The following is a 19,829-nucleotide window of genomic DNA, read 5'->3' as shown; positions in this document are numbered from 1 at the left end:
CCGCGGTCAGGTGAAGAGGGGGACGAGTTCCTGACTCCCGACCCTGCCGGGCCGGTCACAGTCGCGGGACGGCGCCGGATTCGCACCGGCTTCCTCGCACTCCCCTCACAGCCCCGGCATCGTCGCACTTCGCACCGCCGGGTCCAACAGCCAGGTGAGCGACGTCGCGTCAGAAGTGCGGTATCGTGGGTCCGCGCAGTCGCACTAGCGCTGCGAAGTGGACCCGGCAGCCTTCCGGACGGTGGGTGGGCCGGGTTTCGCGGTTTCAGACGACTTCCACCGCGGCGACCAAAGGCTGCACCGCTTCTTCCACTGACCACCCCGGTGCCAGCACCAGGCGATCGCGTCCGGCAACGCGAGCAGCGGTTCCTCGTGGGCGCGGTGGTGCCGGTAGACGAGCGTCTCGTGACACCCGAGATCTCGAACACAGCGGTAGAGGAGCTTCTTGTCGGCTTCGAGGACGGAATCGTCCTGTTCGAGCACCAGCATCCCGGCGCCGGACACCGCGAGGTCGCAGACCAGCCGGACGAGGCATGCATCCCGTTGGCGCCTGCGCACGTGCGCCGATCCGTCGTAGATCGTGACCTCCGGCGCGATCTCCACCACCACGTCCAGGATCTGTTTCCTGCGCTGATCCGATTCCTTGTGGAAGTGGATCCTCCGCTGGTTGGCCATGACCAGACCGCGCACGGTCCGGCGTGCGGAGACCAGATCGCCTGGGAGCAACGCCGCCGCGGTGACCAGGAAGCCCTTCTCCTTGGGCTCGTCCACGAACACGTGGGCGGTCATGTCGAACTGCCTCCTGATCACGCCGAGATCTGATCGTGGCAGAAGGCTCGGCGACACGATCGGGCGATGGCAGTCGACGTCGCCCTAGATCAGGCTCCGGAACTCCGCCCAGGCCTCCCGGACCTCGTCGGCGGTCCACTCCAGCGCGGGCTCCGCCACCGTGATCTCGGTCTTGGCGAGCGTCCCGTCCCGCCAGAACCCGCCGAGGAACGACCCGCTCACCTCGGTCAGCCGCTCCGGGTCGCCCGGCAGGTGCAGCGCGAACTGGTGGGTGTGCGGTTCGGGCAGGTCCAGGGCGGCGGCCACGACCTTGGCGTGTTCGACGTACAGCCCCAGCCGGGGCAGCACGGTGTCGAGGCCGTGCAACGCCGACAGGGCGGCGGGCCACTGCTGGAACAGCATGCCGCCGTACCGGTGCCGCCAGACGCGCGCCTGGTCGACGAAGTCCTGCGAACCCGCGAGCGCCGCGCCCGAGATGCCTTCGAGCGACTTGTAGAACGACACGTAGACCGAGTCGAACAGGCCCGCGATCTCGGGCAGCGGCTTGCCGAGGCCGTACGTGCTCTCCCACAGCCGCGCGCCGTCGAGGTGCACGACGGCGTCCCGTTCCCGTGCCAGGTCCACGAGCGAGGTCAGCTCGTCCCAGGCCGGCAGGACGAACCCGGCCTCGCGGTCCGGCACCTCCAGCAGCAGCGTCCCGTACGGCTCCGGGCAGGAGCCCACCTCGCAGTCGCGCACCTTCACCGGGCGCAGGCCGGACAGCACGGTCAGCGCGTCGTCCTCGTGGTTCAGGGGGTGCGCACGCGGGTGCATCGCCACGATCGGGTTGTGGGTGCGGTCGGCCCAGCAGCGCAGCGCGATCTGCTGCGCCATGGTGCCGGTGGGCACGAACAGCGCCGCCTCGGTGCCCAGCAGCTCCGCGACCCGCTTCTCCAGCGTCTCCACCGGGCCGCCGTCGCCGTACCGGTCGGGGTCGACGTCCGGCACGGGGCCGAGCCTTTCCAGCAGCGTCTTCTTGCGGATTCCGGAGAGTTGGCGGTTCAGCACCCCAGCATCAAACCTCAGCCGCGAGAGTGTCCGCGAGAGAGATAACGCCCGCACGGATCTCGTCGGCGGTCATGCCCTGGTTCAGCAGGAACTCGACAGGACGGCCAGCACGGTGTGCTGGCCGAGGCGACGTCCGGCGGTGCCGGCACCCTGCTCGTGCAGCTCGCCCGCCTCGCGCCTGCCGGAGGAGGCCCTCGGGCTCGGCGACGTCTACCGGCTCGACGAGATCGCCGAGGCGCACCGGGCGCTCGAAGCCCGCACCACGAGGGGCAAGCTCATCGCGCGACCGTGACCGACCGCGGCGCGCGGAACGACAGCAGGTTCAGCCAGTCCGGACCAGGCCCGGTGAGGTGCAGCGAGGGCTCGTGCCCGGCCACCGTCCGCAGCGTCACCGCGGCCTCCAGCCGGGCCAGCCCGGCGCCGAGGCAGAAGTGCCTGCCGTAGCCGAAGGCCAGGTGCCGCGGATCGGTCTCCTTGCCGCGCAACAACAACACGAGCTCGGCGCCGGCGGGCACGCGCACCCCGGACAGCACCACCTCCCGCGCGGTCAGCCGCCGCCACGTCACCACGGGCGTCTCGGTGCGCAGCACGTCCTCGACGAACTCCTCCGCGACACCGGGCAACGGCAGCCGCGCCCACAGCTCGCGGTCCAGCAGAGCCCGGCGCAACGCCGTGGACAGCAGCTGGGTCGTCGTCTCCTGCCCCGCGATCAGCAGGAAGTAGCAGAGGCCCGCGGAGTCCTCGGCGGACACCCCGGCGTCGGCGAGCGCGCGGAACAGCTCGCCGTCGCGCGCGTGGTAGCGCTTGACCAGCCACTGGTGGAAGTCGCCGACGTCGTCGACCAGCTCCAGCTGCCGTTCGCGGGTGATGTCGCCCCAGAAGAACTCCAGCGAGCCGGAGCTCCACCGCTTCAACGTCGGAATGTCAACATTCGGACAACCCAGGAGGTCCATCAGCACGATCGCGGGCAGGTCCCACGCGAGGTCGCGCACGAGATCCGTGCCACCCAGCCGTTCCCAAACCAGGGACCGGATGCGAGGCTCCGCAGCGGCGACGCGGGCCGGCGTGAAGAACGACGCCACCAGCTTGCGCAGGCGGGTGTGGGACTCGGAGCTGTTGTTCGCGAGTGTCGGCGGCAGCGAGAAGCGGGCCCTCACCAGGGACCGCAGCGCGGCGGGTGCGACCGGGGTGACGGCGGTCAGCGCGTTGTCGGGCAGGAACGTGACCGGGTCGGCCAGCACGGCACGCACGTCGTCGTACGCGGACACCACCCAGCGGCCGCCGGCGAACTGCACCGGTGAGGTGAGTTCGGCGCGCGTGAAGGTGAACAGGTCCACGAGCGGCACGCTAGTCGGCGGATGGGAGACTCAGTCGGTGACCGTGAGCACAACCGAGGCAGTGTCCAGTGGCGGTGAGTCGACGTTCGACTGGATCGACGTCCGCTCCGAGGCGCGGTCCAAGGCGGGTCTGACCCGGCGCGTGAGGCCGCGCACGGCGGACTCGACGGACCTCGACCTCGCGAGCAACGACTACCTCGGCCTCGCCAGGGACAAGCGCGTCGCGGGTGCCGCGGCCGCCGCCACGCTGAAGTGGGGCGCGGGCTCGACGGGCTCGCGTCTCGTGACCGGCTCGACGGAGCTGCACAACGAGCTGGAGTACGAGCTCGCGAACTTCTGCGGCGCGCAGTCGGCGCTGGTGTTCAGCAGCGGCTACATGGCGAACCTCGGCGCGGTCACGGCGCTGACCGGTCCCGGCACGGCGATCGTGGCGGACCAGCACATCCACGCGTCGCTGATCGACGGCACGCGCCTGTCGAAGGCCGACGTCGTCGTCGCGGACCACTGCGACGTGGGCAAGGTCCGGCACGCGCTCGAGACGCGCGGCAAGCGGCGCGCGATCGTCGTCACGGACTCGGTGTTCAGCGTCGACGGCGACATCGCCCCGCTGAACGAGCTGCACGAGGCCTGCCGCGCGACCGGGGCGGCGCTGGTCGTCGACGACGCGCACGGCCTGGGTGTGGTCGGACCGGGCGGCCGCGGCGCGGTCGCCGAGGCGGGGATCATCAAGGCGCCGGACGTGGTCACCACGCTGACGCTGAGCAAGTCGCTCGGCGCGATGGGCGGTGCCGTGCTCGGCCCGAGCCGGGTGATCAGGCACCTGATCGACACCGCGCGGACGTTCATCTTCGACACCGGTCTCGCGCCCAGCAGCGCGGCGGCGGCCCTCACCGCGATCAAGATCCTGCGCGAGGAGCCGGACCGCCCCGAGCGGGCGCTGACCGTGGCGCACGACCTGAGCAACCGCCTGAAGGAAGCCGGTTTCCAGGTCAGCACGCCGACCGCCGCCGTAGTGAGCGTGCGGGCGCCGAGCCCGGAGCAGGCGTTCCAGTGGGCCGAGAACTGCCGCGCGAGCGGCGTGGTCGTCGGCTGCTTCCGGCCGCCGTCGGTGCCGGACGGTGTCAGCAGGCTGCGGCTCACCGCGCGCGCCGACCTGACCGAGGCCGAGATCGAGCGCGCGGTGCGCGTGATCAGGGAGAGCGCCGCATCCGCAGGTGTGGGATCCCGTCGTCCATGAACTCGGCGCCCTCGGCGACGAACCCGAACGACGCGTAGAAGTCCGCGACGTACGTCTGCGCGTCGAGCACGCACGGCGTGGTGCCCACGTCCACGAGCGCGGCCTGCATGAGGCGGCGGCTGTAGCCGCGGCCGCGGGCCATGCGCGCGGTGGCGACGCGTCCGATGCGGAACGTGCCGTCGGGCTCCTCCAGGAGCCTGAGGTACGCGAGCGGGTCGTGCGATCCTTCGGCTTCCAGCCAGAAGTGCCGTGTGCCCTGGTCGAGGTCACGCCCGTCCACGTCGGCGTAGACGCAGCTCTGCTCGACGACGAAGACGTCCTGGCGCAGCCGCAGGATCGCGTAGAGCTGGGCGGGGCTCAGGTCGAGTCCCCACTGGCGGCGCAGGGTGGCCGGAAACTGTGTGGTTCGCACCGAACCTTGGATATCAGAAGCCCAGTGCCTGCCGGTAGTGAGCCAGCCGCGTGTAGACCCCGGGCTCGTCGGGACGGGCACAGCCGCGGCCGAACGACACGACGCCCGCGAGCCTGCCGCGCACCACGAGCGGTCCGCCCGAGTCGCCGGTGCACGCGTCACGGCCACCCCGCCCGGCGCACAGCATCGCGCCCTGCCGGTAGTCCGGTTCCTTGAGCAGGCACTCCTGGTCGGACAGCACCGGCACCGTCACCTTGCGCAGCGACATCGCGGGTGCGGAGTTCTCGGACGTGCGGCCCCAGCCCAGCACGACGCCGTCGTCCCCGCCCTCGCCGAGCGCGATCGTCCGGTACGGCAGAGCACGGGTGAGCGTCAGCACCGCCACGTCGTCGCCCTTGGTGACCTCGCGGTAGTCGGGGTGGCGCCACACGCTCGCGACCGCCGCCTCGACGCCCTCCCCCTGCACCCTCAGGTCGGTGCGGCCGGCGACCACGCGCAACTGCTCCGCCGAGCGCTGGTTGTTGCCGACCACGCCCTTCGCCGTGACGCAGTGGGCGGCCGTCGCGACCTTGTCCGGGGCGACCAGCGCGCCGCCGCAGATCAGCTGACCGTCCGTGGTGGTGATCGCCACAACCCACGGGGTGTCCTCCACCTCCGCGGGCGTCCCCCCGACGACCGCATCGGCGGTCGTGGCGCCGCTGACCAGCGCGATCACCGCAATCAGCACGGCACACCGCTTACCCCTCACGGACCACTCCTCGTTGCGCCAGGTGGACGATCGGTCACCAACCGTAGCGATCGCGCTAGGACGGCGTCAAAACCGTAGATTCTCGTGTTAGTGTCCCATCAGACCGGAGATTTTGCGATCAGTGGCGTAAATCACGGGGGTATGTACGGTGTTGTTCGACTTCGGCCAGGTTCCGGCCTTTCTCATCGCGTGCGCGGTCGTCATCGTGACCCCCGGTGTTGACGCGTTCCTGTTGCTGCGCACGTCACTGCGCTCCGGCACCCGCGCCGGACTGCTCGCGCTGGGCGGCATCCACACGGCCGCGGCGGTCCAGGTGGCGCTGGTCATCTCGGGCCTCGGCGTCGTGCTCGCGCAGTACCCGATGGTGCTCACCGCGCTGCGCTGGATCGGCGCCGCCTACCTGCTCCACCTGGCCGTTTCCATCACGCGCGGCCTGCTCAGGCGCTCCGGCGGCGAGCCGGAGGAGGTCGTCGGCGACCGGCCGTTCCGGCAGGGCTTCCTGACCAACATCACCAACCCGAAGATGATCCTGTTCTCGCTGGCGTTCCTGCCGCAGTTCATCGGATCGGGTGAACCGGCACCGCAGCTCGCGATGCTGGCGGCGCTGTTCCTCGGCCTGGCGGCCGTCTGGGAGCTGATGATCGTGCTGGCGGCGTCGCGCGTCGCCGGACGGCTGAAGCGCCCCGGTGTCACGACCGCGCTGGACGCGGTCTGCGCCGCGGTCTTCCTGACCATGTCCGTGGGCTTGGTGCTCTAGGCGCTCCTGGGAGCGGCGCCCGTCCCGGCACGAAATCCCTACGATCGATCACGTGGTGGATCGACTGCGGGCCCTGCGCGACGCGCTGGCCGAGCGTCCCGGTGACCCCGTCCCGTTCGACGTGCTGGCGGCGCGGGTCTGGCCGGCGGAACCGCCGAAGCACCCCCGAGCGGCGCTGCGCACACTGGTCAGCAGACTGCGCGCCACGGAGCAGGTGGTCACCGAACCGACCGGGTACCGGCTCGTGCCGCGCCCGCCCGCACCGTGCCAGCTGCCCGCCGATCTGCCCGACTTCGTCGGCAGGGAGGAGGAGCTGGCACGGCTGGAGCTGCTCGACGCCCCGGTGCGGGCGATCACCGGCCTGCCCGGTGTCGGCAAGACCGCGCTCGCGGTCCGCGAGGCGCACCGGCTGCGCGGGAGGTTCCCCGACGGTCAGCTGTACGTGGACCTGCGAGGCTTCTCCCCCGGGCCGTCGACGACGGTCGAGCAGGCGCTGGCGCGGTTCGTGAAGGCGCTCGGCGGCGGGCCGGACGACGACTACCGCGAGCTGCTGCGGGGCCGGCGGGTGCTGGTCGTGCTCGACAACGCCACCGCCGAGGTGATCGCGCCCCTGCTCCCGGCCACACCGGGGTGCGCCGCGCTGGTCACGAGCCGCCAGGACCTGCCGCAGTTCGCGCAGGTCAAGATCGGTGTGCTGGCGGAACGGGAAGCACGCGAGCTGGTGAAGGGCATGCGGGTCGAGGGCGACACCGGCGAGCTGGTCCGGCTGTGCGCGCGGCTGCCGCTGGCGTTGCGGATCGCCGGGGCGAACCTCGCCGGGCGGCACCTGCCGGACTACGTCGCGGAGCTGCGCGAACACCGGCTCGAAGCGCTGGAGATCGAAGAGGACGACACGGCGGTGCGAGCGGCGTTCGACCTCTCGTACCGCAAGCTCTCGTCGCGGGCGCGCCGGACGTTCGACTTCCTGGGCGCCGTGCCCGGTCCCGACGTCCCGCCCGGTCTGGCCGGCCCTGCCGTGGACGACCTGGTCGCGGCGAACCTGGTGCAGCGCACCGGCGACCGCTACCAGCTGCACGACCTGCTGCGCCTCTACGCCGGCGAACGGGCCACCGCCTCGGACCGGCGGGCGGTGTTCGACTGGTACCTGCGGCACGCCGACGGCGCCGAGGCGCGGTTGCGGGCCGGCTTCACCCGGCTGCTGCCGCCCGTGCCGGAGCCCGTGGAGTTCGCGGACAGGGCGGAGGCGATGGCCTGGTTCGAGGCGGAACGGCAGAACCTCGTCGCGCTCGCCGTGGAGCGTCCCGACGCGTCGCTGGTCGCGGCCATGCGGCCGTTCCTGCTGCTCACCGGCCAGTACGCCGACCTGCGCACGATCGCGCAGGCGGCGCTGGACGCCGGCGAGACCGGGCAGCGCGCGGCGGCGGCGCGGGTGTGCCTCGCCCTCCTCGACTGGCGTGCCGGCGAGCACCGGCGGGCCGTCGAGCACAGCGAGCGGGCGATCGCCGAGTTCCGCGCGGCCGGAGCGCAGGCGCAGGAGGCCACGGCGCTCAACACGCTCGCCGGAATCCGCCACGACCTCGGCGAGCTCGACCGCGCCCGCGAGCACCTGGCGTCCGCGATCGAGCTCTACGGGCCGAACGGCATGCGGGCGCAGCTCATCGGCGGTCTCGCCAACCTCGGACTGGTCGACCTCGAGCTCGGCGGGCTCACCTCGGCCGAGGAGATGCTGCGGCGCTCCGTCGAGCTGGCGCGCGAGACCGACGACTGGCAGCACCTCGCGAACGGCCTGAACAACCTGGGCGTGGTGCTCGCCGCCCAGCACCGGCACGCCGAGTCCGAGTCCGCGTTCACCGAGGCGGTCCTGCTGGCCCAGCGCCACGGGCTGCGGCCGGTCGAGATGTCCGCACGGGTCGAGTACGCCGAGCTGCTGCTGACCGCGGGCCGCCGGGAGGAGGCGCGCGAGCAGGCCGGGCGCGCCCTCGGACTCGCGGGTGACGACGACCTGTTCATCGAGGTCGACGCGTGCCTCGTACTCGCGGAGGTGAACCGTTCGGTCGCCGAGTACGACGAGGTGCTGCGCCGCGCGGTGGAGGCCGGGTTCCGCATCATCGAGGTGCGCGCGCTCGCGGGCAAAGCCGCGCTGACGCAGGACGACGCGTTGTACGCCAAAGCGGTCGAACGGGCGGAGAGCGCCGGACTGCGCTACCGGGCCGACGTGGTCAGGCGGCTGCGTTCAGGTACGTCGTGACGCGGGTGTAGACGCCGGGCAGGTTCGGGCGGGCGCAGCCCACGCCCCACGACACGATGCCCACGAGCCTGCCGTCGATCACGAACGGACCGCCGGAGTCGCCGACGCACGAGTCGATCCCGCCGTCCGGATAGCCGGCGCAGAACATGGCCACGGCGTCGTACCGCGGGTGGGCCGCCGCACACTGCTCGTCGGGCACGATCGGGATGTACGCCTTGTGCAGCAACGGGCTCTTCACCGCGTCGTCCTCCGCCTGCCGGCCCCAGCCGTACACGGCGCCGACGCTGCCGGCCATGTAGACACCGGACGACTGCGCGACGGGCAACGGCGCGTAGGGCATCGGCTCGGCGAGCGTCAGCACCGCGAGGTCCTTGCCACGCGACGGCGTCGAATAGCCGTCCACCACCCGGTAGGCCGAGACTGCGGAGGTGGCCCCGTCACCGGTGCGCAGGTCGAGCCGCCCGCCGACGACGGTGATCGAGGCGGGCGGGCGGCCGTCGACGCAGTGCGCCGCCGTGACCACCCGCCGGGGGCCGACGAGAGCGCCGCCGCAGAACTGGTCGCCCGACGACGTCAGGGCCACCACCCACGGCGCCTCACCGGCCTCCGCCACGACGCCGCCGACGATCCGGGGAGCCGCGTGAACCGGGGTCGCCGTGATCACGAGCAGAGCCAGGACCGCCGGCAGCACGCCTCTCACCGAACCCGCCGCCCTACGGCTCGACAACGGCAGGCGGCGGAGAATCCACCACCGAGTGCAGCTCCTTGGCGTAGCGGGAGATCCGGACGTACACGCCGGGCTTGTTCCTGCGCGCGCAGCCCTCGCCCCACGACGTGACGCCGACGAGCTTGCCCTCGACGACGATCGGACCGCCCGAGTCGCCCTGGCAGGTGTCGACCTTGCCGCCCTCGTACCCCGCGCAGAACATGTCGGTCTGCACGAACTGCGGGTACGTGTCGACGCAGAAGTCGTCGGGCAGCACCGGCACGGTCGCCTGCATGAGGAAGCGCGAGGTCCTGCCGTTCTCGCTGGTGCGCCCCCAGCCGAGCGCGCGCAGCGGCGTTCCCGGCTGGTAGAGCGCCCCGTCGGTCTCCTCCGCGAACGGCAGCGGCTGGTACGGCAGCGCCCTGGGCAGCGTGAGCACCGCGACGTCCTCGCCCTGGTCGGCGGAGACGTACTGCCGGTGGACCCAGATGGACTCGGGCACGACCGAGACCCCGGACTCGCGGTCCTGCTTGTCCTCGCGACCGGCGACGACCCGCAGGCTCCTCGGGGAGCGGCCCAGCGCGCAGTGCGCCGCTGTGAGCACCTTCGTCGGCGCGACGATCGTGCCACCGCAGAACTGCGCACCCCGCTCGTCGGTGAGGTGGACGACCCACGGATTGGCCGTTATCGAGGCGCGCTCGCCGCCGACGACCTGCACGTCGGCGGCGGCGACACCCGCGGGAGCCAGCATTGCGGCGAGAACCAGTACCAGGAGTCGTCTCATGACTCCAGATGGTAGCTACTCGGCTGCTCCATTTGGAGCAACCTTGCTCCACATCTTGCCGGCCGCGCCCATCACGGTCTCGCCGATGTCGTTGATGGTCTTGATCAACGGGTCGGCGGAGCTGCTCATGGACTCCTTGTACGACCTGGCGGCGCCCTTGATGTCGTCGGTCAGGTTGTTCGTCGGGTGGTCGTCCTCGCGGCGCGGGTAGGTACCGGTGAGGATCTCGCGGTACTCCTCGCTCGCGGCCCACCGCTGCAGCTCGGCGGCCCGGACGACGGCGAGCGGGTGCGAGCGCTGCTCGTTGTCGAGCAGCTTGAGGATGCTGTCGCGGATGTCCTCGCCCTCGTACTCCTTGGCCTGCTCGAGGAACGACGCGATGTCCACCTGGTCGCCCGTGTCGCCGGCGAACGCGAGGTGCACGCGCAGCGCGGCCTGCGGGTCCTGGCCCGCGAGCAGCCCGGCGCGGTCGCACGACAGCTCGGTCTTGCGCTGCCACTCGTAGAGCGCCGCGATCACCGCGCGCATGGCGAACGTGCCCGCCGGGTTCCAGCCCATCGTGTACCGCAGGCCGAGCAGGCGGTCGAGGATCGTGTTGTAGAGGCCGTGACCGGACATCGCGTGGCCCATCTCGTGGCCGACGACCCAGCGCAGCTGCTCCCGGTCGAACCTCTCGACCAGCGCGGAGTTCAGCACGATGAAGGGCTTGTCGATGCCCCTGGTCTGCGCGTTGACCAGCGGGGAGTGCCGGACGAACAGCTCCGGGACCTCCTGCAGGTCGAACGCGGCGGCGACCTCGTTCTGCAGCCGGTGCAGGTCGGGGAACTGCTTCGGGCCGACGCGCACCGAGGACGCGACCTGGACCAGGCGCTCGCCGCGCTCGGAGAACGCCGCCGCGACCGCCTTGATGACCGGTCCCACGGCGGGCACGGCGCGCAGCACCGCGAGGGCGCCCCGGTCGGCCGGATGTTCGTAGGCGCGCGAGCTGATGCCCGGGAACCGCACCCTGGATGACTGTTCGATGTCCCCCGTCATGTCCCCAGGTTAGACACGATCCGGACGCGGGTGCGCGGAATCGGCACCGGACCGATGCAGACTTGCGCGGTGAGCAGCGACGAAGACACCACCGTTCTGCCGTTGCGCGGCGGGGCATCGGCCACCCTGGTCCGCCGGCGGGCCGCGGCGAACGACCGGGGCGCGATCCTCTACGTGCACGGGTTCGCGGACTACTTCTTCCAGGAGCACGTGGCCGAGCACTACACGGCCCGGGGCTACGACTTCTACGCCGTCGACCTGCGCGGGTACGGCCGGTCGCTGCGCGACGGCGAGGTGCCCAACTACACGACCGACATGGCGGTGTACTTCGAGGAGATCGACGCGGCCATCGCGAAGGTCCGCGAGGAGCACTCGCGCGTCGTCCTCATGGGCCACTCGACCGGAGGCCTGACCACGTCGTTGTGGGCGCACGAACGGCGTTCCAGCGAGCTGATCGACGCCTTGGTGCTCAACAGCCCGTGGCTGGACGTCGTCGAACCGCCGTTGATGCGCCGAGTCGTGAAACTGGTGGGCCGGCTCGCGCCGAAGGCGAAGATCCGCGCGAACCTCGGCGACGCGTACGGGTCGGCGATCCACAGCTCGCGCAACGGCGAGTGGGACTTCGACCTCCGGTGGAAGCCGCTCGCGGGCTTCCCGGTGCTGGCCGGGTGGATCCGGGCCGTGCTCATCGCGCAGGAGAAGGTCCAGAAGGGACTCGACGTGCGCGTGCCCGTGCTCGTGCTGCACTCCGACAAGAGCATGCTCAACGCCCGCGAGTGGAGCGAGGACGTCTCCCGGGCCGACGCCGTGCTCGACGTCGAGGGGATGCGCAGGTGGGGTCCGAAGATCGGGCCGTCGGTCAAGGTCGTCGAGATCAAGGCCGGCATGCACGACCTCTTCCTCTCCCCCGAGCCCGTGCGCGCGGCGGCGCTCGCCGAGGTGGACGAGTTCCTGGAAACCGCTTGACCTCCTGATAGGTCGAAGTTCGAGACTGGTCGTCATGAACATCGACTTCAACGCCTGGTACGCGCTCGAAAGCGCGATGCAGGACGAGAAGAGCCGTCGCGTGAGCCGGGCGACGTTGAAGCGCGTCGCCCGGTTCGCCCGCCCCCAGCGGCGGGCCGTGTACGCGTTGCTCGCCACCAGCGCGGTCGCCGCCGTGCTCGCGGTGGCCTCGCCGCTGCTCGCCGGTCGCGTCGTCGACACCATCATCGCGGGCAGGGACTTCGGGCTGGTCGTGTGGCTCGCGCTGGCGATCGCCGGCGTCGCGGTGCTGGAGGCCGGGTTCTCCCTGGCCGAGCGGTGGCAGTCGTCGCGGGTCGGCGAGGACCTGATCCTGCGGCTGCGCCAGGCCGTCTTCGACCACGTGCAGCGGATGCCGGTCGCGTTCTTCACCCGCACGCGCACGGGTGCGTTGGTGTCGCGCCTGAACAACGACGTGATCGCGGCGCAGCGGGCGTTCTCCGAGACGATCTCCGGTGTCGTCACGAACGTGATCGCGCTCGTGCTGACGCTGGCCGTGATGCTGACGCTGTCGTGGCAGGTCACGCTGCTCGCGATGGCGCTGCTGCCGATCTTCCTCATTCCGGCGCGGCGGATGGGCAAGCGCTTGGCGTCGCTGCACCGCGAGGCGGCGAACCTCGACTCGGCGATGACCACGCAGATGACCGAGCGGTTCTCCGCGCCGGGCGCGACGCTGATCAAGCTGTTCGGCCGGCCCGCCCTGGAGAGCGCCGAGTTCGGCGCACGGGCGCGGCGGGTGCGCGACATCGGCGTGCGGACCGCGGTGGCGCAGTGGCTCTTCCTGGTGGCGCTCACGCTGGTGTCCTCGCTGGCACTGGCCCTGGTCTACGGCCTGGGCGGGTGGTTCGTGTTCGCCGGGCAGATGGCGCCGGGCACGATCGTGACGCTGGCACTGCTGCTGACCAGGCTGTACGCACCGCTGACGGCACTGGCCGGCGCGCGGGTCGACGTGATGACGGCGCTGGTGTCGTTCGAGCGCGTCTTCGAGGTGCTGGACCTGCCGCCGCTCATCGAGGAGAAGGCCGAGGCGGTCCCCGTTCCCGACGGGCCGGTGTCCGTCGAGTTCTCCGACGTGAGGTTCGCCTACCCGTCCGCGGACAAGGTGTCGCTGGCCTCGCTGGAGGAGGTCGCGTCGCTCGACACGCGCGGAGGTGAGCAGATCCTCGACGGGGTGTCGTTCACCGCCGAGCCCGGTTCGATGATCGCGCTGGTCGGGTCGTCCGGTGCGGGCAAGTCGACGATCGCCTCGCTGCTGCCCCGCCTGTACGACGCGGACTCCGGCTCCATCCGGCTGTCCGGTGTGGACGTTCGCGACCTGTCGTTCGACTCGATCCGCGACACCGTGGGAATGGTGACGCAAGACGGCCACCTGTTCCACGAGACGATCGGCGCGAACCTGCGGCTCGCGGCTCCCGCGGCGACCGACGAGGAACTGTGGGACGCACTTGAACGGTCGCGGCTCGCGGACCTGGTCTTCTCGTTGCCGGACCAGCTCGGCACCGTGGTGGGCGAGCGCGGCTACCGGCTCTCGGGCGGGGAGCGGCAGCGCCTGACCATCGCGCGGTTGCTGCTGGCCAAGCCCCGCGTGGTGATCCTCGACGAGGCCACCGCGCACCTCGACTCGCGTTCGGAGGCCGCGGTGCAGGAGGCGCTGGTCGAGGCGCTCGCCGGGCGGACCTCGCTCGTCATCGCGCACCGGCTCTCGACCATCCGCGCGGCGGACCAGATCCTCGTGGTCGAGAAGGGGCGGATCGTGGAACGTGGTACGCATGAAGCGTTGCTGGCCCGGGAAGGCCACTACGCCAAGCTGTACCGCACGCAATTCAGCGAAGAGCCGATCGGAGCGCCGTGACGATCCCCCCGCCCGACAACCTCTACCCGTTGCCGGACCACCCCCGGACGGTGCTGCTCAAGCCGTTGGTGAAGAACCCGCAGATCGAGGTCGGCGAGTACACCTACTACGACGACCCGCACCACGCCGAGGAGTTCGAGCACCGCAACGTCCTCTACAACTTCGGCGAGGAGAAGCTGGTCATCGGCAGGTACTGCGCGCTGGCGGAGGGCGTGCGGTTCATCATGTCCGGCGGCAACCACCGCACCGACGGCGTGTCGACGTTCCCGTTCACGATCTTCGGCGGGCTGTGGGCGGAGAAGACGCTCGACATCGCGCTGGGGGCGCCGAGCCGGGGCGACACCGTGGTGGGCAACGACGTCTGGATCGGATACCACAGCGTGGTCATGCCGGGCGTGCGCATCGGCAACGGCGCGATCATCGCGTCCGGTTCGGTCGTCGTGGCGGACGTGCCGGCGTACGGCGTGGTCGGCGGCAACCCGGCCAAGCTGCTCAAGAAGCGGTACAGCGACGCCGACGTCGAGCTGCTGGAGAGCATCGCGTGGTGGGACTGGCCGGTCGAGAAGGTGACCGAGCACGTCCGCGTGATCATGTCCGGGACGCCGGCGGAGCTCGCGGCGGTGGCGGGGTGAAGGCGCTGCTGATCACCGGGCCGGTCGGGGTGGGCAAGACGACGGTCGCCGAGGCGGTCGGCGGCAGGCTCGCCGAGGCGAAGGTGCCGCACGCGGTCATCGACCTCGACTGGCTGTCGTCCTGCTGGCCCGCACCGGACTCCGACCCGTTCCACCTCGAGCTGCGGCTGCGCAACCTGCGGGCCGTGGTGGGCAACTACGTCGAGACCGGCGTGCACCGCATCGTGCTCGCGGGCGTGGTGGAGAGCCAGGCGGACCGCCTGCGCTACGCCGAGGTGATCGGCGGGAAGCTCAACGTCTGCCGGTTGAAGGCCGACCTGTCGGTCGTGCACCGGCGGCTGTCGCAGCGGCACCTCGACGAGGCGGACCTGCGGTGGCACCTCAACCGCGCCGACGAGCTGGAGATGCTCTACGCGGCGTCCTGGGTCGAGGACTACGTCGTCGACGCGGACCAGTCCGTGGTCGACGTGGCGCAGGACGTGATCTCGTGGTGGCTCGCCGTGGAACGCGGTCCGGTCCGGCCGCTGGCGTCCGGGTGAACTTTCCCGGGGATCACGCTGACCGCGCGATCATGAGCACATGGAGTACGACCGCTACTGCGACCTGACCATGCGGGGCGGCACGACCAGCGGCGTCGTGTACCCGCTCGCCGTCGCCTCGCTGGCGCGCCACTACGAGTTCAAGCAGATCGGTGGCGCGTCCGCGGGAGCGATCGCCGCGGGGTTCACGGCGGCGGCCGAACGCGGTCGTGCCTCCGGCGGGTTCGAGAAGCTGGCGGGGCTGATCGACTGGTTCACGTCCGGCACGGGCGCGGAGCGGTGGCGGATGGCACAGCTGTTCCAGCCCGCGCAGAAGACCCGCGCGCTGTACCGGATCGTCGTCGCGTCCATGCAGAAGCGCTCCACGACGGGCCGCAGCGCGATCACGTGCCTGTTCTTCGCGCTGCTCGGCGCGATCGGCTGGCGGGCGAAGGCGGTGCTGGCGCTCATGGCGGCGCTGTGGCTGGGCGGGCCGGTGCTGTGGTCGGCGTGGCTCGCGCCGTCGTCCTACGCGGGCTGGCTCGCGGCGCTGGTGGTCGTGCTGGCGCTGGCGTGCCTGGTCCTGGTGCTGTGGCCGCTGAGGTCGAGCCTGCCGTGGCCCGCCTGGATCTTCGCCGCCGTGCCCCTGGTGCTCGGGCTGGCGTTCTCCCGCCACCACGCCACGGCCGCGGTCGTGCTGCTGGTGTGGCTGGTGCTGTCGCTGGCGGCGGTCAGCGCGTTGATCGTCACGTACGGCTATGCCGTGCAACGGTTCCTGAAGAACAACGCGCGGTCCATCCACTTCGGACTCGTGCCGGGCACCGGTGACTTCAGGCCGTCCTGGCTCGACCGGCTCGCCGGCGTGCCGAAGTCGACCGGCGTGCCACCGCTGGCCGACTGGATCGCCGACCAGCTGGACGCGCTGGCGGGCACCTCGCAGGCGCTGACGTTCGGCGACCTCGGTGACATCAACCTCGTGCTGATGACGACCGACGTGTCGGAGGGGCGGCCGTACCGGTTGCCGTTCAAGGAGGAGTGGCAGTACTGCGAGGAGTGCCTCGGCCACGTGCTGCCCCGCCGGGTCGTCGACCAGCTCGACGGTCCTGAGGTCTCCGCGAAGTGCCCGCTGCACGAGCACATGCCGTTGCGCGCACTGCCTCCCCGCGACCACCTGCCCGTCGTGCTCGCCGTGCGGATGTCGTTGTCGTTCCCCGGCCTGATCGCCGCCGTGCCGCTGTGCCGCGACGGCCGCGTGCACTGGTTCTCCGACGGCGGCATCACCAGCAACTTCCCCATCCACTTCTTCGACGCGCTGCTGCCCCGCTGGCCCACGTTCGGCCTGAGCCTGCAGTCCTACCCGAACGGCGACACGCGGGAGGTGTGGCTGCCGGAGCAGGACGCGTCGCGCTCCGGCACGCCGTACGCGTCCCTGGACTCGATGCCGCGCTTCCTGGTGTCGATCCTGAACACGTTCCTGGACTGGCGCGACACCATGCAGTCCGCGCTCCCCGGCTACCGCGGCCGCATCGCGCACGTGCGGCAGGCCGACGACGAGGGCGGCTCCAACCTCTTCATGCCGCCTGCCACGATCCGGCGCCTGGCGCTGCGCGGCCAGCGGGCGGGCGAACTCCTGCGCGAGCGGTTCGAGCAGCGGCACAACACCGACCGCTACCGCTGGATCCGCCTGCGCATGGCGCTGCGCGAGTACCAGGAGCTCGGCGAGCAGGCCGCGGACCGCGAGGCGCTCTACGACGAGCTGCTCGCCCGGTTCGAGATCCCCGCGGAACTGCACGACTGGTTCCGCACTCCCCCGGCCGACGGCGACCCGTTCCGGGACGGGATCGAGGTCGCGCTCGACCACGTGGGGCGGCTGAAGGACGACGGGCCGTTCGACGGGGTGCCGCCCGTGGACCCGGATTTGCGGCTGACGCCACCGGAGTAGGCGCGCTAACCTGAACCCGTGACGCGATTTAGCCACCCCCGACCAGCGTGGGTGGCGCGCGCCTGAAATTCCCGTCGGTCGGGGGACTCCGCACCCACTCGACCGAGCAGAATCGGGAATTCCCATGTACCGCACCGAAGAACTCGTGCACGCCCTGAACGTCCGCGACCTCACCGACCCCGCGCAGGGCCCGCACGCGATGCAGCTCCTCATCGCGGACCTGAAGGCGGTGCTGGACACCCCGCGGGAAGTCCGCCACCACCCGCTCGTCCCGGTGGAGCACAACTACGAGCACCTCGGCTACCCGGCCGACGCGATCACCAGGGACGCCCGCTACACCCGGTACGTCAGCCAGACGTGCATGCTGCGCAGCCACACCACGGCGATGATCCCGCCGGCGTTGCGGGAGGTCACCCCGGACGTGACGCTGCTCTGCCCCGGCCTCGTCTACCGCCGTGACACCGTCGACCGCCTGCACACCGGCACGCCGCACCAGCTCGACGTCTGGCGGATCAGCACCGCGGAGGAACCTCTGGACGACCTCATCCACACCGTCGTCACGACCCTGTTGCCCGGCAAGCGCTATCGGACCGTCGACGCGCAGCACCCGTACACCACGCACGGCAAGCAGATCGACGTCGAGCACGACGGTCGGTGGGTGGAGATCGGTGAGTGCGGCAGGGCGGCGCGGCACGTGCTCAAGCACCACCCGCACGGCCTCGCGCTGGGGCTCGGTCTCGACCGGGTTCTCATGCTGCGCAAGGGGATCCCGGACATCCGCCTGCTGCGCAACGAGGACCCGCGCATCGCGGCGCAGATGCTCGACCTGGACGGGTACCGGCCGATCTCCCGGCACCCGGCGGCGATCAGGGACATCTCGATCGTGGCCGGCGGCGGCGACGACGCGGAGACGCTGGGCGACCGGATCCGCGCTCTCGTCCCGGAGGACGTCGTCGAGGAGATCGAGATCCTCGGCGAGACACCGTCGGAGGAGCTGCCCGAGCACGTGAGGGCACGGCTGGGAGCCCTGCCCGGTCAGAAGAACGTGCTCATCCGCGTGACGATGAGGGCGCCGGAACGCACCCTCACCGACCGCGAGACCAACGAGATCCGGGACCGCCTGCTTCAGGGCTTGCGGGCGACGGCGCCGTAGATGCCCACGTGGGCCTCGTCGAAGGAGTCCGGGCGCCAGTCGTTGACCGCGACGACGCCCGGCTCCAGCATCTCCATGCCGTCGAAGAACCTCGTCACCTCGGCGTGCGTGCGCATCTTGAGGCCGTTGTCCGAGCTGCTGTAGATCTTGGCGATCTGCTCGGCCTCGGCGCGCTCCTCGTCGTTCAGGGTGTCCCAGGTGGCGTGGGTGATGGCGAGGTACGAGCCGGAGGGGAACGCCGCCATGTACTCCTCCACCGCCTGGTACGGGCTGTCGGCGTCCTGGATGAAGTGCAGCGCGGCGATGACCAGCACGCCGACCGGGCGGGAGAAGTCGAGCGTCTCGCGGGCTCCTTCGAGCACCGTCGAGGTGGCGCGCAGGTCGGCGAGGATCGCGGTGGCGTTCGGGTTGTCGGCCAGCAGGGCGTTGCTGTGCGAGACGGCGACCGGTTCGAAGTCGACGTAGACCACGCGGGCGTCCGGGTTCTCGTGCTGCGCGATCTCGTGGACGTTGCCCACGGTCGGGATGCCGGAGCCGAGGTCGAGGAACTGGTCGACGCCCTGGTCCATGAGGTGGCGGACGACCCGGCGCAGGAACGAGCGGTTGGCCTGCGCGCTCTGGGCGACGCCGGGGAAGATCTGCTCCACCTGCTTCGCGGCCGCGCGGTCGGCTTCGAAGTTGTGCGAGCCGCCCAGGTAGTAGTCGTACATCCGCGCCACGCTCGGACGCGTGACGTCGACCGTGGACGGAACCCACTTCAGCTCTTCCTTCACGTGCGCATCCTCCGTCGTCGCCGCACAGGTGTCCACCGCCACACACCCGAACCGGGATGGTGTCGCTCACGTGTGGAGGACATGCCCTCCAGCACCGCTGAACGCCACGAGAGGTTCCGCTACCTCAGGGAACGCTCGCCGGTGCACTTCGACGCCGACATCGGCGGGTGGTGCATCAGCCGTTACGACGACGTGCGCACAGTGCTCGGCGTGGACGCGGGCGGCCCGCAACCTCCACCCAAACGGGCGATCGCACGGGCGCTGAAAGTGGCCCGGCCGGCGATCACCATGAGCACCGTGGAGCTGCTCGACGCCGACGACGCCACCTTCGCGCAGTCGGTCGCCGCCACGGCCGCGGAGGCGTTCACCCTCACGCACGGCGTGGAGGCGTTCGCCGCGTCCGCCCTCGCCACCACGCGGGGCTTCCTCGCCAACGCCCTGCGCGCGTTGCACGAGCACCCCGGCCAGGCCGCGCTGCTCCGCGCCGACCCGGACCTCGCCGCGGACGCCGTCGAGGAGCTGCTCCGGTTCGACACACCGGTCCCCGTCGCCCCGGCCCGCCGCACGCCCCGGCCGATCGTGCTGAGCGGGCGTACGGTCGAAGCGGGCGAGGTGCTGGTCCCCTTGGTCGCGGCGGCCAACCGCTGCACGGTCCGGTATCCCGGCGCGGACCGCCTCGACCTGCGGCGCAGGCCCACCGGCGTGCTGTCCTCGTGCGGGACCGGCGCGGCGATCGCCCGCCTGACCGGCGAGATCGCGCTGGTCAGGCGCCTGCGAGCCACTGCTCGCTGACAGCGAACACCGCGGGGGAACACCGGCAGACTCCAGTTGGTTGA

The 19,829-nt window shown here is 71.2% G+C and carries 20 protein-coding genes and 1 riboswitch; of the genes, 11 read left to right on the top strand and 9 right to left on the bottom strand.

The features are described 5' to 3' along the window. Positions 1–3 precede the first annotated feature (3 nt). Positions 4–139, bottom strand: a riboswitch (cobalamin riboswitch). Positions 140–204: 65 nt separating this feature from the next. Continuing rightward, on the bottom strand, positions 205–810 hold the full coding sequence (locus L6E10_RS39505; RefSeq protein WP_236225269.1) for a hypothetical protein: 606 nt from the start codon (positions 808–810) through the stop codon (positions 205–207). 63 nt (positions 811–873) lie between these two features. Continuing rightward, positions 874–1,836 carry a low specificity L-threonine aldolase gene (locus L6E10_RS39500; RefSeq protein ID WP_236225268.1) on the bottom strand — a complete coding sequence of 321 codons (963 nt, stop codon included), beginning with the start codon at positions 1,834–1,836 and terminating at the stop codon, positions 874–876. 139 nt (positions 1,837–1,975) lie between these two features. On the opposite strand from L6E10_RS39500, the gene L6E10_RS39495 reads away from it, so the two are divergent. After that, positions 1,976–2,128: a hypothetical protein gene (locus tag L6E10_RS39495; RefSeq protein ID WP_236225267.1), complete on the top strand. Its 153-nt coding sequence runs from the start codon at positions 1,976–1,978 to the stop codon at positions 2,126–2,128. Here L6E10_RS39495 and L6E10_RS39490 read toward each other — a convergent pair. Beyond that, positions 2,112–3,173, bottom strand: a complete 1,062-nt coding sequence (locus L6E10_RS39490) for a cytochrome P450 (protein ID WP_236225266.1) — start codon at positions 3,171–3,173, stop codon at positions 2,112–2,114. The genes L6E10_RS39495 and L6E10_RS39490 overlap by 17 nt on opposite strands. A gap of 37 nt (positions 3,174–3,210) precedes the next feature. Between L6E10_RS39490 and L6E10_RS39485 the strand changes: the two genes are divergently transcribed. Beyond that, positions 3,211–4,410, top strand: a complete 1,200-nt coding sequence (locus tag L6E10_RS39485; RefSeq protein WP_236225265.1) for an 8-amino-7-oxononanoate synthase — start codon at positions 3,211–3,213, stop codon at positions 4,408–4,410. Here L6E10_RS39485 and L6E10_RS39480 read toward each other — a convergent pair. Beyond that, complete coding sequence (locus L6E10_RS39480; protein WP_090095515.1) at positions 4,364–4,822, bottom strand: GNAT family N-acetyltransferase; 459 nt, start codon at positions 4,820–4,822, stop codon at positions 4,364–4,366. The genes L6E10_RS39485 and L6E10_RS39480 overlap by 47 nt on opposite strands. A gap of 13 nt (positions 4,823–4,835) precedes the next feature. Further along, the gene (locus tag L6E10_RS39475; RefSeq protein ID WP_236225264.1) at positions 4,836–5,549 is read right to left on the bottom strand and encodes a trypsin-like serine protease; all 714 of its coding nucleotides are present in this window, start codon (positions 5,547–5,549) and stop codon (positions 4,836–4,838) included. Between the two features lie 169 nt (positions 5,550–5,718). Between L6E10_RS39475 and L6E10_RS39470 the strand changes: the two genes are divergently transcribed. Beyond that, a complete protein-coding gene (locus L6E10_RS39470; RefSeq protein ID WP_236225263.1) occupies positions 5,719–6,327 on the top strand; it encodes a LysE family transporter in 609 nt (202 codons plus the stop codon). Between the two features lie 52 nt (positions 6,328–6,379). Continuing rightward, positions 6,380–8,575 (top strand): tetratricopeptide repeat protein, encoded by a 2,196-nt coding sequence (locus L6E10_RS41120; RefSeq protein ID WP_236225262.1) that lies wholly within the window; start codon positions 6,380–6,382, stop codon positions 8,573–8,575. Here L6E10_RS41120 and L6E10_RS39460 read toward each other — a convergent pair. From L6E10_RS39460 to L6E10_RS39450, 3 genes are read right to left on the bottom strand one after another with little or no spacing between them, the layout of a single operon-like run. Next, on the bottom strand, positions 8,547–9,266 hold the full coding sequence (locus L6E10_RS39460; protein WP_236225261.1) for a trypsin-like serine protease: 720 nt from the start codon (positions 9,264–9,266) through the stop codon (positions 8,547–8,549). The two genes, L6E10_RS41120 and L6E10_RS39460, sit on opposite strands and share 29 nt — an antisense overlap. Before the next feature lie 22 nt (positions 9,267–9,288). Continuing rightward, entirely contained in the window at positions 9,289–10,065 is a 777-nt protein-coding gene (locus L6E10_RS39455) for a trypsin-like serine protease (RefSeq protein WP_236225260.1), read from the bottom strand. Positions 10,066–10,080: 15 nt separating this feature from the next. Beyond that, positions 10,081–11,100, bottom strand: a complete 1,020-nt coding sequence (locus L6E10_RS39450; RefSeq protein WP_236225259.1) for a M48 family metallopeptidase — start codon at positions 11,098–11,100, stop codon at positions 10,081–10,083. 69 nt (positions 11,101–11,169) lie between these two features. On the opposite strand from L6E10_RS39450, the gene L6E10_RS39445 reads away from it, so the two are divergent. The 6 genes from L6E10_RS39445 (at position 11,170) to L6E10_RS39415 (ending at position 18,220) form a co-directional block, all read left to right on the top strand. Continuing rightward, positions 11,170–12,066, top strand: coding sequence for an alpha/beta hydrolase (locus tag L6E10_RS39445; protein ID WP_236225258.1), 897 nt, complete (start codon positions 11,170–11,172; stop codon positions 12,064–12,066). A gap of 34 nt (positions 12,067–12,100) precedes the next feature. After that, positions 12,101–13,975 carry an ABC transporter ATP-binding protein gene (locus L6E10_RS39440; RefSeq protein WP_236225257.1) on the top strand — a complete coding sequence of 625 codons (1,875 nt, stop codon included), beginning with the start codon at positions 12,101–12,103 and terminating at the stop codon, positions 13,973–13,975. Then, entirely contained in the window at positions 13,972–14,607 is a 636-nt protein-coding gene (locus L6E10_RS39435) for a CatB-related O-acetyltransferase (RefSeq protein ID WP_236225256.1), read from the top strand. Before L6E10_RS39440 ends, L6E10_RS39435 begins: the two co-directional genes overlap by 4 nt. Then, positions 14,604–15,146, top strand: coding sequence for a hypothetical protein (locus L6E10_RS39430; protein ID WP_236225255.1), 543 nt, complete (start codon positions 14,604–14,606; stop codon positions 15,144–15,146). Before L6E10_RS39435 ends, L6E10_RS39430 begins: the two co-directional genes overlap by 4 nt. 40 nt (positions 15,147–15,186) lie before the next feature. Beyond that, on the top strand, positions 15,187–17,067 hold the full coding sequence (locus L6E10_RS40605) for a patatin-like phospholipase family protein (protein WP_275677353.1): 1,881 nt from the start codon (positions 15,187–15,189) through the stop codon (positions 17,065–17,067). Between the two features lie 124 nt (positions 17,068–17,191). Next, positions 17,192–18,220: a hypothetical protein gene (locus L6E10_RS39415; protein ID WP_236225254.1), complete on the top strand. Its 1,029-nt coding sequence runs from the start codon at positions 17,192–17,194 to the stop codon at positions 18,218–18,220. Here the strand turns inward: L6E10_RS39415 and L6E10_RS39410 are convergent. Then, positions 18,193–18,993: an SAM-dependent methyltransferase gene (locus L6E10_RS39410; protein ID WP_236225253.1), complete on the bottom strand. Its 801-nt coding sequence runs from the start codon at positions 18,991–18,993 to the stop codon at positions 18,193–18,195. The genes L6E10_RS39415 and L6E10_RS39410 overlap by 28 nt on opposite strands. Before the next feature lie 81 nt (positions 18,994–19,074). Here L6E10_RS39410 and L6E10_RS39405 point away from each other — a divergent pair, with 81 nt between their 5' ends. Further along, the gene (locus tag L6E10_RS39405; RefSeq protein ID WP_236225252.1) at positions 19,075–19,785 is read left to right on the top strand and encodes a cytochrome P450; all 711 of its coding nucleotides are present in this window, start codon (positions 19,075–19,077) and stop codon (positions 19,783–19,785) included. Positions 19,786–19,829: the final 44 nt, after the last annotated feature.

The sequence above is a fragment of the Lentzea sp. CC55 genome (assembly GCF_021056325.1).
GTDB lineage: Bacteria > Actinomycetota > Actinomycetes > Mycobacteriales > Pseudonocardiaceae > Lentzea > Lentzea jiangxiensis.
The sequence above is the reverse complement of the archived record's forward strand: the minus strand, read 5'-3'. Positions and strand labels throughout refer to the sequence as shown.